The 13,177-nt window shown below is 67.2% G+C and carries 13 protein-coding genes and 2 pseudogenes; 7 read left to right on the top strand and 8 right to left on the bottom strand.

Features of this window, described 5'->3' with window-relative positions; all coding sequences use genetic code 11:
• Positions 1–68: 68 nt before the first annotated feature.
• Positions 69–1,517 carry an MFS transporter gene (locus tag AB0G01_RS31785; RefSeq protein WP_360953366.1) on the top strand — a complete coding sequence of 483 codons (1,449 nt, stop codon included), beginning with the start codon at positions 69–71 and terminating at the stop codon, positions 1,515–1,517.
• Here AB0G01_RS31785 and AB0G01_RS31780 read toward each other — a convergent pair.
• Positions 1,431–1,799: a hypothetical protein gene (locus AB0G01_RS31780; RefSeq protein ID WP_360953363.1), complete on the bottom strand. Its 369-nt coding sequence runs from the start codon at positions 1,797–1,799 to the stop codon at positions 1,431–1,433. The genes AB0G01_RS31785 and AB0G01_RS31780 overlap by 87 nt on opposite strands.
• A gap of 160 nt (positions 1,800–1,959) precedes the next feature.
• On the opposite strand from AB0G01_RS31780, the gene AB0G01_RS31775 reads away from it, so the two are divergent.
• The 3 genes from AB0G01_RS31775 (at position 1,960) to AB0G01_RS31765 (ending at position 5,277) form a co-directional block, all read left to right on the top strand.
• Positions 1,960–3,087, top strand: a complete 1,128-nt coding sequence (locus AB0G01_RS31775) for a hypothetical protein (RefSeq protein WP_360953360.1) — start codon at positions 1,960–1,962, stop codon at positions 3,085–3,087.
• Positions 3,088–3,127: 40 nt separating this feature from the next.
• Positions 3,128–4,303: a DUF5624 domain-containing protein gene (locus AB0G01_RS31770; protein ID WP_360953357.1), complete on the top strand. Its 1,176-nt coding sequence runs from the start codon at positions 3,128–3,130 to the stop codon at positions 4,301–4,303.
• Between the two features lie 737 nt (positions 4,304–5,040).
• Positions 5,041–5,277, top strand: coding sequence for a hypothetical protein (locus AB0G01_RS31765; protein ID WP_360953354.1), 237 nt, complete (start codon positions 5,041–5,043; stop codon positions 5,275–5,277).
• 327 nt (positions 5,278–5,604) lie between these two features.
• On the opposite strand, the gene AB0G01_RS31760 is transcribed toward AB0G01_RS31765, so the two are convergent.
• Both AB0G01_RS31760 and AB0G01_RS31755 read right to left on the bottom strand, forming a co-directional pair.
• Positions 5,605–6,582, bottom strand: coding sequence for a hypothetical protein (locus AB0G01_RS31760; protein WP_360953557.1), 978 nt, complete (start codon positions 6,580–6,582; stop codon positions 5,605–5,607).
• A gap of 263 nt (positions 6,583–6,845) precedes the next feature.
• Positions 6,846–7,253 (bottom strand): annotated as a pseudogene (locus tag AB0G01_RS31755) (hypothetical protein); the annotation flags it as partial.
• Here AB0G01_RS31755 and AB0G01_RS31750 point away from each other — a divergent pair.
• The gene (locus tag AB0G01_RS31750; RefSeq protein WP_360953351.1) at positions 7,135–7,953 is read left to right on the top strand and encodes a CHAT domain-containing protein; all 819 of its coding nucleotides are present in this window, start codon (positions 7,135–7,137) and stop codon (positions 7,951–7,953) included. The pseudogene AB0G01_RS31755 and the gene AB0G01_RS31750 overlap by 119 nt on opposite strands.
• 10 nt (positions 7,954–7,963) lie before the next feature.
• Here the strand turns inward: AB0G01_RS31750 and AB0G01_RS31745 are convergent, their stop codons facing one another.
• From AB0G01_RS31745 to AB0G01_RS31735, 3 genes are all read right to left on the bottom strand, one after another.
• On the bottom strand, positions 7,964–8,353 hold the full coding sequence (locus tag AB0G01_RS31745) for a transposase (protein ID WP_360953348.1): 390 nt from the start codon (positions 8,351–8,353) through the stop codon (positions 7,964–7,966).
• Between the two features lie 194 nt (positions 8,354–8,547).
• Positions 8,548–8,679 carry a winged helix-turn-helix domain-containing protein gene (locus tag AB0G01_RS31740; RefSeq protein WP_360953555.1) on the bottom strand — a complete coding sequence of 44 codons (132 nt, stop codon included), beginning with the start codon at positions 8,677–8,679 and terminating at the stop codon, positions 8,548–8,550.
• Between the two features lie 54 nt (positions 8,680–8,733).
• Positions 8,734–9,039 (bottom strand): helix-turn-helix domain-containing protein, encoded by a 306-nt coding sequence (locus AB0G01_RS31735; protein ID WP_360953345.1) that lies wholly within the window; start codon positions 9,037–9,039, stop codon positions 8,734–8,736.
• A gap of 503 nt (positions 9,040–9,542) precedes the next feature.
• Between AB0G01_RS31735 and AB0G01_RS31730 the strand changes: the two genes are divergently transcribed.
• Complete coding sequence (locus AB0G01_RS31730; RefSeq protein ID WP_360953342.1) at positions 9,543–11,387, top strand: recombinase family protein; 1,845 nt, start codon at positions 9,543–9,545, stop codon at positions 11,385–11,387.
• A gap of 311 nt (positions 11,388–11,698) precedes the next feature.
• Positions 11,699–11,851: a hypothetical protein gene (locus AB0G01_RS31725; protein WP_360953339.1), complete on the top strand. Its 153-nt coding sequence runs from the start codon at positions 11,699–11,701 to the stop codon at positions 11,849–11,851.
• 4 nt (positions 11,852–11,855) lie between these two features.
• Here AB0G01_RS31725 and AB0G01_RS31720 read toward each other — a convergent pair whose 3' ends face one another.
• Together AB0G01_RS31720 and AB0G01_RS31715 are read right to left on the bottom strand one after the other, a co-directional pair.
• Positions 11,856–12,959 carry a DUF4238 domain-containing protein gene (locus AB0G01_RS31720; RefSeq protein WP_360953336.1) on the bottom strand — a complete coding sequence of 368 codons (1,104 nt, stop codon included), beginning with the start codon at positions 12,957–12,959 and terminating at the stop codon, positions 11,856–11,858.
• A 133-nt stretch (positions 12,960–13,092) separates the two neighbouring features.
• Positions 13,093–13,177: pseudogene (locus AB0G01_RS31715) on the bottom strand (IS5/IS1182 family transposase); the annotation flags it as partial.

Here is a 13,177-nt window from a genome sequence, read left to right as displayed (position 1 = left end):
GATTCGATCACGAGCGAGCACTTCTCCCGCTGTCTGCGTGTGTCGCATCCCCTCACCCAAGGAGTTTCGTGGATTCCACCATGAGCCCCCACGCCCCGCCGGGAAGGCCACCGCACACGCGGTGGAACCCCCGGCTCGTCGGGCAGATCGCCGCGTTGCTCCTGGCGAACGTCACGGCGGACTCGGTGATCGTCATGCCCCTGTTCGTCCTACCGCAGATGCTCGACCACTTCGGCACCACCCAGGCGGCGTGGCTCGGCTCCACCGCGATGCTCGCGGGGGCGATGTGGGCGCCGCTGTTCGGAAAGAGCGCCGACATCCACGGCAAACGCCGGATGCTGACCGTCGCGTTGCTCGTCGCGTGCGGCGGTGCCGCAGTCTGCCTCATCGCACCCAATCTCTTGATCTTCGTGCTCGGGCGCACGCTACAGGGCGCCGCGGTGGCTGCGGTGTTCTTGACCGGCTCGCTCGTCCGCGATCTGTGCACACCACGACTCGCGATGACTGCGGTGGGTGCGGTGACCACCTGCGCGGGAGTGGTGGGGATCGCCTCGACCTCCAACGTCGAATCGCTGGTGGCGCAATTCGGGTTCCAGGTCGTGTTCGCGGCCTCGGCGCTGTTCGCGACCGTCGCGGTGATCTGCATCCGTGCCTTCGTTCCGGAATCGGAGGTGAGGACGCCGGGGCGAGTCGACGTCGTGGGAACGCTCCAGCTCGGTGGCGGTGTCGTCGCGGTGCTCGGCTACATCAGCCTCGGGCCGGACCTCGGCTGGCTCAGCGCGGGCACGCTCGCGCTGCTCGCCGCCGGCGTCGTGGCGTTGGCCCGGTGGTACCTCGTCTCCAACCGGAATCCCGAGCCGGTGATCGACATCAGGAACCTCGGCAGGCCGATGGTGCTCACACTGCTCGTGGTCGTGCTCGCCACCGGTGCGGGGCAGAGCATGGACCAGCTCCTCAGTCTCATCGCCCAGGTATCGTCGGACCAGGGGCTCGGCTACGGGCTCGACGCCCAGGGCTCGCTCGCACTGCTGTTCGGCCTGCCCGCCGTCGGAATCATGGCGGGCGGACTGCTCTCTGGCTGGCTCGCGGCCCGCACCGACCCCGCTGTGGCCCTCGCCGCAGGCGTCGTGGTGGGCACCGTGGCAGCCTTCGGCATGTTCCTCGGCGCGTCCTCGCTCCCCGTCGCCATCTGCTCCGGCTTCTTCCTGAACCTGGGCATGGGGTCGCTGCTGACTTCCGGGTTCAACATGGCGGCCGTCCTCACAGCACCACACCGCCAGGGCGTGACCGCGAGCATGGTCGCGGTCACGGGGGCGATCGGCTCGGTCGGTGTGAGCTTCGTCGGTGCGGCGGTCCTCGCCGGCACGAGGGTCGCGGTCGACGGGACCACGGTCAACTCCGCCACAGGCGTGCACAGCTACATCGCAATCTCAGCCGGGTTGTTCGTGATCGCCGCTGTGCTCGCATTCCTGCTGCTCGCCCAGCGGCGCGCTGAGCGGCCACAAAGGACTGATTGACGTGCCCGAGACGATGTCGGGCAGGACGGGACTGCCCACCGGGGCGGTTGCTTCTCCGTCGCCGGCGGCGGTGAGCGGCGTGCTGGTGTGGAGGCTGTTCCACGCCGCCGGGTCGGCGAGGTGGCTGATCACCGTGTCGGCGGCGGGACCGACCGCGACGGTTCCCGACCTTGAACTCGATCCGCTGTGCACGTTCGTCACCACCGGACGATCAGTGAACGGTGCGAGGACCGCGCAGGTCTCCGATGTTGAACCAGTTCCGGGATAGCTGTCGATGCTCATGGGACTTGGCTGCAAAAAAGCTGATCCACCGGGTCGACGCGAGAGGAGAATCGGTGTGCAAGACCACCATTTTCATTGCCCGTCAGCACTCGCCAGTTGACAACATATGAGCGTTGAACCACGCTGATCGATATCAACTTGATCTAGTTGAGGAGTTCCGATGACGCACACCGACCCGAGTCAACCGAACGCGAAAATCCTGTCAATCCATCAACGTCTCGCCACGTCGGGCGCCCGCAGCGCACACGTTTTCCGGACTGACCGCGGGTTGCATCTCGTCGTTCCCCAGTTGGCCGAAGACCTGCCGGACCGAGCCCCGGACATGAACGGCGGAGATGCCGACGTCGACGCTCCGCTCTACCGCTGGGAGGGAGCACAATTCGTCGAGGTGGACCGCCTGCCCTGTCCGAGCGGCGAGGACGCGCTGAGCTTCGCCAGTGGCGGGAAGACCTATTTGGCGTTCGCCAACCTCCGTACCGGCAAGGGTCCGTATGAGACGGACGTCAACTCGCTCATCTACCTTGAGGACGAGGACGGGGAGTGGGTCGTCGACGAGACGCTGCCCACCTTCGGGGCCAAGCAGTGGCACCACTTCTCGATCGACGGCCGCGAGTTCCTGGCGCTGGCCCAGGGCCTGACCGTGCCGGGCCTCTCGCCCAAGGGGCATGGACGTTCGGTCATCTTCGAGCGCATCGACGGGCGGTGGAAGGAGTTTCAGGTCCTGGGTGGGCGCTGGGGTTACAATTGGACCTACTTCCGCGTCGACGGCCACCATTTCCTGGCCTATGCCGACCAGGTCACCCCCAGTGTCGTCTACCGCTGGGACGGTCATTCCTTCATTCCCTACCAGACTTTCGCGGAGAAGTTCGGCCGGAGTTTCCTGCACTTCTCGCAGGACGGCGGGGACTGGCTGGCCTTCGCGTGCATCAACGGTGACTCGACGCTCTACCACTGGAACGGTGAGCTCTTCGAGCCGCACCAGTCACTCGGTGGCCTCGGAGGCCGCGAGTTCGCCCTCCACCGACACGGTGACAAGCTGTTCCTCGTCCGCATCTGCTTCATCCAGGGAAGGCCCCCCGTGGCCAGGACCGATCTGATGTCGCAACTGTACAAGTGGGACGACGGCAAGTTCGAAGTGATCGAAGAGTTTCCCACCTTCGGCGGCACCGACGCGAGTTTTTTCGAGGCTGATGGCAAAAACTTCCTGGTCGTCGCCAACAGCCTCACCCCGGACGTGCGGTTCCGCCAGGACAGCATCGTCTACGAGCTCGCACTCGACAACGCCTGATCCGAACAACGCCCAACCCGAACCGGTAAGGACGCAATCGATGCGATACCAGCCCAACCCGCACCTCATGCGGCTGTTCGAGATGTTCACCTCCGGCCCTGGCAGCATCGGCTACAACCTGCGGCGGCGACTGGGCGAAACACACTCCGACTCCCCGCTGCTGCTGGCGACGGGCACCGATCTGGTGCTGTTCCCAGGCGGCGGACGCCCGCCCACCTCGATCGACTTCAGGGAAGGCACCCGAGGGTTCTTCGAGATCACCGCGGTCTCGCACCTCGGCCTCGCGATCCCCTACCTGGCCCGGCTGCGCGAGCTCGCCGACTCCAGTTGCAAGACCGCCGCCAGGGACCTCATCGAGCAGTGCCGCGTCGTCCAGGACTTCAACAGCGTCTCGTACTGGCGTGACGACATCGCGGTCACCGCTTGGCAGGGGCACGAGGAGAAGATCACCGATCTCGTCGACTACACCTGCGCGACCGCCGCGGACTACCTGGAACGCGCGATCGAGGACCCGAAGCTCCTGGACTTCGAGTACATGCGCGCGAACCTGCTCGAAGGCGACGGGCCGGACGCGGTACCCGTGCCGTTCAACGACATGATGGCCGCGACCTTCGCCCTCTCGGCACTGGACTCGGTGCACCGGAGCCTGAAGTGGCTCCACGACCAGTCCATCGACTGGGCCCGGCTGATGGTGATCGTCGCCGGTGGCGCCGGACGCCCGAGCGCCGGCCTGACCTGGCAGAGCAACAACGTGTGCCCGCTGCTCTACGAAGCGTCGGGCCACAAGCTCGACCCGACCCGGCTCATCATCGCCCCTGGCGCCCCGACGATCGAGCCCGAGCAGCTCGCAGACAGCGAAGCCTGCGCTCGGGCCGAGGCGCAGTACCGCAAGTTCTGGTACGGCTGCCTGTCGTCGGTCGAGATGAGCCGTCTCATGTGGCCGGACTACCCGGCTTTCGAGAAGCGGATCGACCAGGCGCCCGTGGTCGATCCCGACACCGCGGTGGTCGACGCCATGCCCCGCGTCCGGTCGGTGCACGACAGACGAGCCATCGTGACCAGGCTCCGCTACGTCATGGAAGACCCCGGCGCACAGATCGCGACCGCCGGGATGCAGTTCGTCCTCGACCAGCTCAGCGCCAACGGGAACCGGCCCGAACTCGTCGAGCTTCCCGGTTTCACCTACACCATCTACCCGGCCAGGCGGCGGAGGTAGCAGCCGCAAGGACCTCCGCCCGTATCCGGGCTGCCGGAACATGAACCGGCGGGGCACGGCGGGCTTGACGACGACCGTCAGTGCCTCCTCGTACTCCATGCCGGTGCGGCGGGTGTAGGTGTGCGCGTCGTCCTTGGACCGTGTCGGCGACGCGTTGCCGCTCGTGCTCATGACGGATGCCTTATCCGGGCAGTTCCTACCTCCCTGCCGCGTCAGGTGTCGTCGTCACGGCTGGGAGTTCGATCGTGCGGATGTCCTGTGATGTCGCGCGTGCCGTGCGCCCCCAGAGCTTCCCCGTCACCGTGCGCGTGGGTCGCAGTCCGGTGCGAGGCGGGGCCGCCACAGTGAGCAGCCCATCCTTCAGGACCGGATGCCGGCGGCACTGTTGCGGTGCGTAGCCGCGTGTCTGTGGACAGGAGGCGGAGGAGGAATCCGACGCCCGACACTCTGCGTGAGCGGCGTGTCGGGCGTCGGATTCGGGTGATCAGGCTGCGGTGACATTCTCCTCGCCCTATCACGCCGCCGGTGCACAGGCCGGAAGGACGTGAGCCCCTGGTAAGGACAGATCTGCCGAAATCATGTTCCGTCAACCAGGGGCTCACAATGCTCACCCATTCTGCCACGCTCGACGTCCCCCTCCACCTGGCGGAGTTCCTCGCTCGCCTGCTCACCGCCCACCGCCGGGCAATCGGCACCCCGTCCGGCAATCGCGCGCGCTGGGGCCGTTCCGCCAGGCGGTGCCGGTCCTGCGCTGGTTCCGCGACCGCGGCCGAATCCATCGCCCGGCCCTCGACACCGAAATCCCGCAGGCTACCGGCTACCGGTATCTGCACGAGGGCATCGACGTCCTCGCCGACCGTGCACCCGACTCGCGCGAAGTGCTCGAACGACAACACGACGAGAGCATGACCCGCGTGATGCCGGACGGCACACTCGTGGCCTGCGAGTGCGTGGCCGGGTGGGGGCCGCGCTGACCGGACGTACCAACCAGCCCCGCGCGTTGACACCTGCCGCCGACGGCTACCTGAGACGACGCATACAAGCCGAGATAGCGATCGCCACGCCGGAAAGTGCCGCCGATGCGATCACGGCGTGGAGAGCGGCCTTGGAAGCGGCAGCGACCGACGACGAAAGAGTGCACGCCCTACGCGGCCTCGCCATGGAGGGAGTTACCGACGAGGACGCTCTGCACGGCCTGCCCCCGACGCGGACGAGCGACTGCGCGCGTTACGCCCACCATGGACGCAACCCGGAAAACCACGGCACTGAGCCGTGACCCGTCGCCCGGACTGAGGATGACGTCAGGTGCACGATGGAGACACCGGTTCGCCGGGTGCAAAGTCCTCCCAGTCCTTCCGGGTGATCGCGCCCGCTTCCTCACACAGCGTCCGGTACGGGTCGGCCCAGCAATCGGTGTGCCACGTCGCCGCCGTGCCGGCGTTCACCACGGTGACCAGTGCGTCGCTGGTCGGGCTGAACACGAGGTCCCACACCTCTCCGTCCTCGGTGGGAAAGATCGGGACACCGAGCTGCCTGCCGGTTCCGGGGTGCCACAGCCGTACCGCGTTGTCCCTGGTGGCAGTGGCCAGGACGGTGCCGCTCGGGCTGAAGGCCACGTGGGCGACACCGCGTCTGAACGGGGACTTCTCCTCCACTACGAGGAGACTGCCGATCTCCTGCTGCGTGGTCGGGCTCCACAGGCGTACTTCGCTGTCGTAGGTGCCGGCCGTGGCCAGCATCGTGCCGTCGGGGTGGAAGGCCAGGTCGTCGACCTCGGAGTGAGGGCCGGGGTGTTCGATGTCCGCACCCAGTTGGCGCTGCGTCGCCTTGTCCCCCAACCGCACCACTCCGTCCCCGCCCACGGTCGCCAGGGTCGTGCCGTTCGGGTGAAATGCCATCGCGCGCACCGCGCTGTAGCGGGGCGTATCGGGGTAGAAGGGGTTTGCGACGATGTGCTTGCCGATCTGGTGTCCGGTGGCCGGGTTCCACAGCCGGACCGTGCCGTCGCCACTCGCCGTAGCCAGGACGGTTCCGCCCTGGTCGAACGCCACGTGCACGGTGCCGTAGAACCCGTCCGGGCCATAGGTCTGCGGCATCGTGATCGAGGGCCCGGTCTCCTCCTGCGTGGCCGGGTCCCACAGCCGCACGGTGCCGTCCTGGCCGGCGGTTGCCAGCCGGGTTCCGTCCGGGTTGAAGGCAAGGTCGTTGAGCCCGTAACCGGTGGTGGTGGCCGGCAGGCGGCCGCCGCGCCGTTGCGTCACCGGGTCCCACAACCGCACCGTGCCTTGGGTGTCGGCGGTGGCCAGGAGCGTGCCGCTCCGGTTGAACGCCGCTCCGGACGCCTGATAGCCGAAGGCCGCGGCGTTGACGGGCTCGCCGATCGGACGCCCGTTGGCCGGGTTGTACAGCCGGACCGTGCCGTCGCCGCAGGCGATGGCAGGATGGTGCCGTCTGGGCGGAACGCGAGTCCGCCTGCCAACCCGCTGTCGTTGATCGGGATGGAGCCGGTGGTCTCGCGTCCGGTGGCGGTGTCCCAGAACCGCACCACCCCGCTGCTCTGGGTGACCAGAGTGGTGCCATCCGGGCTGAACGCCACCGCGTCCACCTTGCTGGACGGGTGCACTGCGAGCGGAGCGCCGACCGGCTGCCCGGTGGACGGGTTCCACAGCCGGACCACGCCATCGCCGTCCCCGGTGGCCAGCGCGGTGCCGGTCGGGCTGAACGCCAGCGCCACGACACCGTAGGACTCGTCCGTAGTGGCCGTGATTGCGTTGCCGATGCCGGTGTGCGTCACCGGGTCCCACAACCGGACGTTGCCGTCGTCGGCCGCCGTGGCGAGGATCGTGCCGCTCGGGTGGAACCAGTCTTGGCCGCGAGTCCACTGGTGCCCGGTCGGTATCGCCACGTTCCTCCCTCTGCACGCCGCCGGGCGCGGTTGCGAGGCAGTCATGGACCGTGTGGTGTCCTGCTACACGTCTACCGCCCGCGCGCTGCTGCACACCCGCACGCCCCGGACCACGGGTACGCCCGGCAGCACACTCATCGTGGCCGTTCCCGACGCCCCTGGCCTGCCGATTCTCTCCGGGGTCGACGTCGAAGCTGCCGCGCTGCGGCGACTGGTACCCACCGCGACCACGGTACCTCCGCCCGGCCTCCGAACCAGTCGCGACGGAGTCCTCACGGCGTTGCCCCACCACGAGATCGCACACTTCGCCTGTCACGGCATCACCGACTGGACCGATCCGGCGACCAGCAGGCTGGTCCTCCACGACCACGTCAGCCGCCCGCTCACCGTCAACGACGTCAGCGCCCTCCACCTCCCTGACGCCCGGCTCGCCTACCTGTCCGCGTGCAGCACCTCCGGCACCAGCCTCCGGTACACCGACGAGGCCACCCACCTCACCTCGGCCTTCCAACTGGCGGGGTACCGCAACGTCATCGGCACGCTGTGGCCGATCAACGACCGCATCGCCTTCGCCATCACCCGGCAGGTCTACGAACACCTCACCGACAACGGTGCTTCACCACCTCGCGCGGAGCGCTCCGCAGTCGCCCTGCACCACGCCGTCCGCCGTCATCGCAACAAATACCCCCAACACCCCACACTCTGGTCCAGCCACGTCCATACAGGCCATGGCTACAGATCTTGAAAGGCCGGCGTTACGGTGGTTGTGGTTCGAGGTCCAGGCCGGTGTGGGTGAAGAAGGCGTCGATCAACTCGGGCCGGTATTGGATCCGCTTGAGTCGGGTCTTCACGGTCGCGGCCAGGTGGTCGATGCCGTGGACGAGGAGATTTCCCAGGCTGCGCTTCAGGTGGGACCAGACGTGCTCGGTCGGGTTGAGCTCGGGGGCGTAGGGCGGTAGCCGGATGACGTGCAGCCAGTCCCGGGTCGCGATCAGGGCACGCATGGCGTGGCTGGTGTGGGTGTTGAGGTTGTCCCAGATCAGCACGATGGGGCCGTCGAGTTGTTGGTGGGCGGCGTCGAGCAGGGCGGCGTAGTCGGTCTCGGCGAAGCTGCGTCGTTCGCCTTTGCGTCCGCGGTGGACCACCGTGCGGTAGATCAACCGGGGCCGGTGGCCGGGCCGGACGCACACCAGTCCGGCGATCGAGATCCGACCCTAGCCCTTGCCCGACACCGCCACGCCGGGAGTCCTCCCGCGTCGGCTCCAGGTGCGGGCTTTCGGCGGGCGCAGTGTCTGCCCGGCCTCGTCCTCGAAGCACAGCCAGGCACCCCGCTCCGCCGCTACCGTTTTCCCGCCGGCCACGTCTCCCGCCGCCAGGTGACGATCGCCCGCTCGTCGCGTTCGATCGCGCGGTGCGCGGGCACCTGCGGGGAGAAGCCCATGCGGTGCAAAAGATACGACACGCCGCGCAGCGTGTAGCGGGTCTGGAACAGGCGGGCGATCAGATCGGAGACCCGGGCCAGGGTTCACCGCTGGTCCCCGCCGAACCCGTGCGCGGCGGGACCGCGCTCCAAGGCTTCGGCGAGCCGGTCCAACCGCCGCGGGTCCAGCCGACACCACGACCCGCCCGGCCCCTTCGACACCAGCCCGGCCCCACCCTCGGCGCGCCATCGACGCCGCCACGTGTAGACCGCGTTGGTCGACACCCGCAGCCGACGGGCGATCTCCGCCACCGGCACGTCCTGGCCGAACAACTCCGCCGCCTGTAACCGGACCTGCTCGCGTTTGGCCCTGCCCCGCTCGGACAGGCCACCACCATCCGCGTACCTCATCACCCCTGCGTAGACCACACGCCCGTCACGACCAAGCAGGACACGCCGAGAACCACACGATCAACCCTGACCTTTCAAGATCTGTATCCGGCGTCGGCGGGAATCCGGACACCGCGGCTGCCGAGCAGCAGGTCGGACAATCCACTATCGCGAGCCTGGGTGAGGTTCCCCCGATAGCTCGGAGGCTTTGATCCTCACCCGGTTGTACGGACTCGGGTTACTGGATGATCACGCGTCTCAGTAGCCCGGAGGACAGCCCACGATGCCGGAGCGGTACCTACCCAAGTTCCGAAGCAAGGTCCTCGCCCTGGTCGCGTCCGACCGCCGTGTCACCCAGGTCGCGGCGGACCCCCCGACATCAGCGACCGGATGCCGCGGGCTGACCGACGATCCAGGCGGCTCGGACTGCTCCGATCGAGCGCATCTCCGTAGTTCTTTGTCATGGCGGCAAGGGCACCTCGTCACCCCGGCGTCCATCCCGTTCCGACGTCGAGGACCGCGCCATGACGGTGTCCGCCCTGCCACGCCCGACCACGCTCGCCGAGTGGATCGCCGCGACCATCCCACCGGGCATCCCGGCCCTGGATGCCGCTCCGGTCGGAAGTCTGCGCTTCATGTTCTACGGTCGCGCTTCCACCCATGAGCACCAGGACCCACGCACCTCGCGGGCCTGGCAACTGGATGTCTCGCGCAGGCTCACCGGTGGGCACGGCGCAATCGTGGGTGAGTACTTCGAGGTCGGGTGTTCCCGTCAGGTGCCGTGGCATCTGCGGCCTCGGGCAGGGGCAATGCTGCGCTACATCGCGACGAACGCCGACCGGGTCGATGCTGTGGTTGTCGGAGAGTACGAGCGCGCCTTCCTCGACACCAGCCAAGTTCGGGAGCTGCGGGCGGTGTTGGAGCGGTACGGGGTGCAGTTGTGGCTGCCAGAGGCTGAGGGGCCGGTGGAGTTCGGCAACCCCGCGCACGAAGCGCTGCTGGCGCTGCTGGCGAAGCGCTCGCTCACGGAGGTGCTGCGTTCCCGGCACCGGGTCGTCACCGCGATGCGCATGCAGATCGTCGAGCAGGGACGTTACCTCGGCGGCAGGCCGCCCTACGGCTACGGTCTCGTCGACGCCGGCCCGCACCCGAATCGGGCGTTGGCGCGACGCGGGGTCCGACAGCAACGGCTCGTGCCGAACCCGGCCACGGCACCCGTGGTGAAGCTGATCTTCTCCTTACGTCTGGCCGGTCACAGTGCCGCGGGTATCGCCCGTCACCTCAACGAGCAGGCCGTGCCCAGCCCGTCGAGCGCGGACGCGGAACGCGACCGGGGTCGGGTCGATGCGGGTTGGTCGCTGCGTACGGTGGTGGAGATTCTGGGGAATCCGCGTTACACCGGTCGTCAGGTGTGGAATCGCACGAGCGCCGACCGCGCCACCCGCTCGCCGAGCGGGCGTCGAACCAGCGTCCGCAACGAGCAGCACGCCTGGGCGATCTCGACCCGCATCGCCCACACCCCGCTGGTGTCCGAACAGGACTTCGTCACCGCCCAGACCATCCAGGCCACCAGGAACAGCATCCGCCAGGCCGACGCTGTTGGCGGCGAGTGCGTCTACCTGTTGGCGGGCAGGCTCCACTGCGGGTTGTGCGGGCGGAAGATGGACTCCCACCGCTCCCACGGCCGTGCCGCCTACCGCTGCCGCCACGGCCACACCAGCGCCCGCACCCGACCGGAAGGCGCGCCGCGCAACCTCTACCTACGCGAAGACCACCTGCTCGCCCACATCGCCGCACACCTCACCACCACAGGCATCGCCGACAACCCCGACCCCGAACAGACCGCACGACTGGTCGACGAACTCGGACTCGTCTTCCGCTGCGACGCCGCCAACGTCGCGCTGCTCGACCCCGGCACCGCAGGGCGAGCGCGCACACCACGCAGACGCCTCGCACCGCAGCCTGTCCACGACCTGCCCGGAAACGAAAACCGTGGAAAGGCAGGCGGACAACTACTGCTGGCCCTGAGCTACGCAACCGCCTCGGAGACCGACCAACCCGACACGCCCGCGGGCCAGGTCGACGCACCGGCCCGCGGAACCCGCCCCGCGCGCCGGCCTCTCCGACCGCCAGCCCGACCCAAGCGCCCTTCAGCGCCACAGCGGCGGCACCGGCAGGCCGGGCTCCGCCCCACTATCGGCGCCACCCGTTCGCGGGACGCATCCCGGGCGGGGCGAGACGAACACCCACCGTCAGGCGAACTCCGCCACGACCGCCGTCGACAGGGCTCGGCCACGAAGTTTCGGACGCCGCCCGCTGCTCCTGCCCTCACGCCGGGAGGCACCCCACGAGCAGCGACCACCAGGTAGGCTCGGGGCTGCGTCGGGAAACACAAAGCTCCATGACGCTCCCAGCTGACATGGAATTACATCGTGGGGCAAATTATGTGTCCGAGTGCTGTAGCCCCATTCGGGACTGCATGGCGAAGAAGGTAGCAGGGTTCCCGAGCCCGAGGCCAGCGTTCCGTGCTCTATTACAGAGGGTCGCGAAGTCGCACCGTCACGCCCCTCTACTACACGCCCCTAGCCACCGCTTCGGGCGAGCGCGCCCGGCATTGGATCAGGAGCCGAGCAGTTTCAGAGGGCAGACCGGTATCGGTCACTCCAAGTTGCAGGCCAAGGTGGACACCGTCGCGGTTGATTACGTGACAGTCGCGGACGCCTTGGGCGTACCGATACCGACGTCCGTCCAAGAACTGTTCGTCATACGGTGCCCGAGCCCGGCGGCGTTCGTGACACCGGAGGAGTTCGACGGCCTGATGGCCGCCGGCTGACACATCACCAACTCGTTGGTCGACCTGATGTCATGCGGCCGGGAATGGGCCACTCCAGATCATTGATGGTCATGCCGTCCTCGTTGCGGCGAGGCGGCATGGCTTCGGACATGTCTTTGAGTTGGTCTTCACTCAGACCGTGGAAGAGTCCGCCTTCGCTGATCAGCGCGCCGCCGATGTTTGCATCGAAGTTGCGGCGATCCGGCTGTGGTAGACGTATTTTATCGCTCAGGAGGTCGTCAGGGTGCATGTAGATGTGACGGCGAGCATGCCATACCAATTCCTGGTTAATCCAATGAGCGTATGTCGTCGAACCGGATTCGTCGAAGTCGGGAACGAAGACACCCTGGATCGGCAGCTTGTGTCGCGGCTGCATCATCAGCGCTGCGTACCGGCTCAGTGGAGCAAGAAAAGCGTCGGCAGTGAAAATTCCAATGCCGTTACGCCCCGAGTCGTCCGGCCTCACTGCCATGACTACTGGGTTGTCGGTCGTCAGCAAGGAGCGACGCTTGAATCGGAGGATCGTCCAGTGGCTGTCTTGCAGATAGCGGCTCATGTCGTCGTGAAGCGACATGAGCAAGAGGAGGTGAGCGTCGGCGTTGGACTTCAGGTCCGGACCGCCCGGCTTCGTGACGTCCTGCCACTCCCAGTCGAGCTCCGCATCCGACAAGGTGCGCTGTTCGGCTCGTTCGATCAGTACGCGCAAAGCCTGCTTGCCGGAAACGCCGACGATCAGCCGAATCGTCAGGGCTTGTTGTTGCTCACTGCTTGCCCTGATGTTTTCGCCGCGAAGATGCTGTAGGGCAAGCCAGGAAGCCAAGCCCCCTCGTACGTCACGCTGAAGTGGCCAAACGCCGCCAATTGCCGCCCTGAGCGCTTCGGAAGCGGCGGCCTCGATCCCCCCGAAGGCGCGCTCGAACATGTCGCTCTCCGAGTCGTCGGGCAAGGTGACCGTGTAGAAATCCTTGACGACTGTTGCGTCCGATATGGCCATGAGATGACTGCGGTCGCCTGGCAGGTAGACCCGCCGCAACTGGCCGGCTTCGTCGGCGAAACCTTTGAGGTAGAACTTCGACACCACGTGCTGTCGGCGGACGCGTTTGACCATTGGATAATACCTGTCTTCATTATTCGTGTTGCACTGGCACTTGAAATAGCAAGTGATCAGGTGGAAGTGGGAGCGAGGCGGACTTGATTGGATTGTTGATGAAAGCTAACGAAACTGTGTCATTGAGCCTTTTTCATCCTGCGGCGGTCTCGTGGTTCTGGAGGACGTGGATGGCTTTGGCCAGGCGTCCGGCGCGGTAGGGGCAGCTGCGTAGTTTG

The sequence above is a fragment of the Actinosynnema sp. NPDC023587 genome, from assembly GCF_040640215.1.
Classification (GTDB): domain Bacteria; phylum Actinomycetota; class Actinomycetes; order Mycobacteriales; family Pseudonocardiaceae; genus Actinosynnema.
Note: the sequence above shows the minus strand (reverse complement) of the source record. Positions and strands in the feature narration are given on the sequence as shown.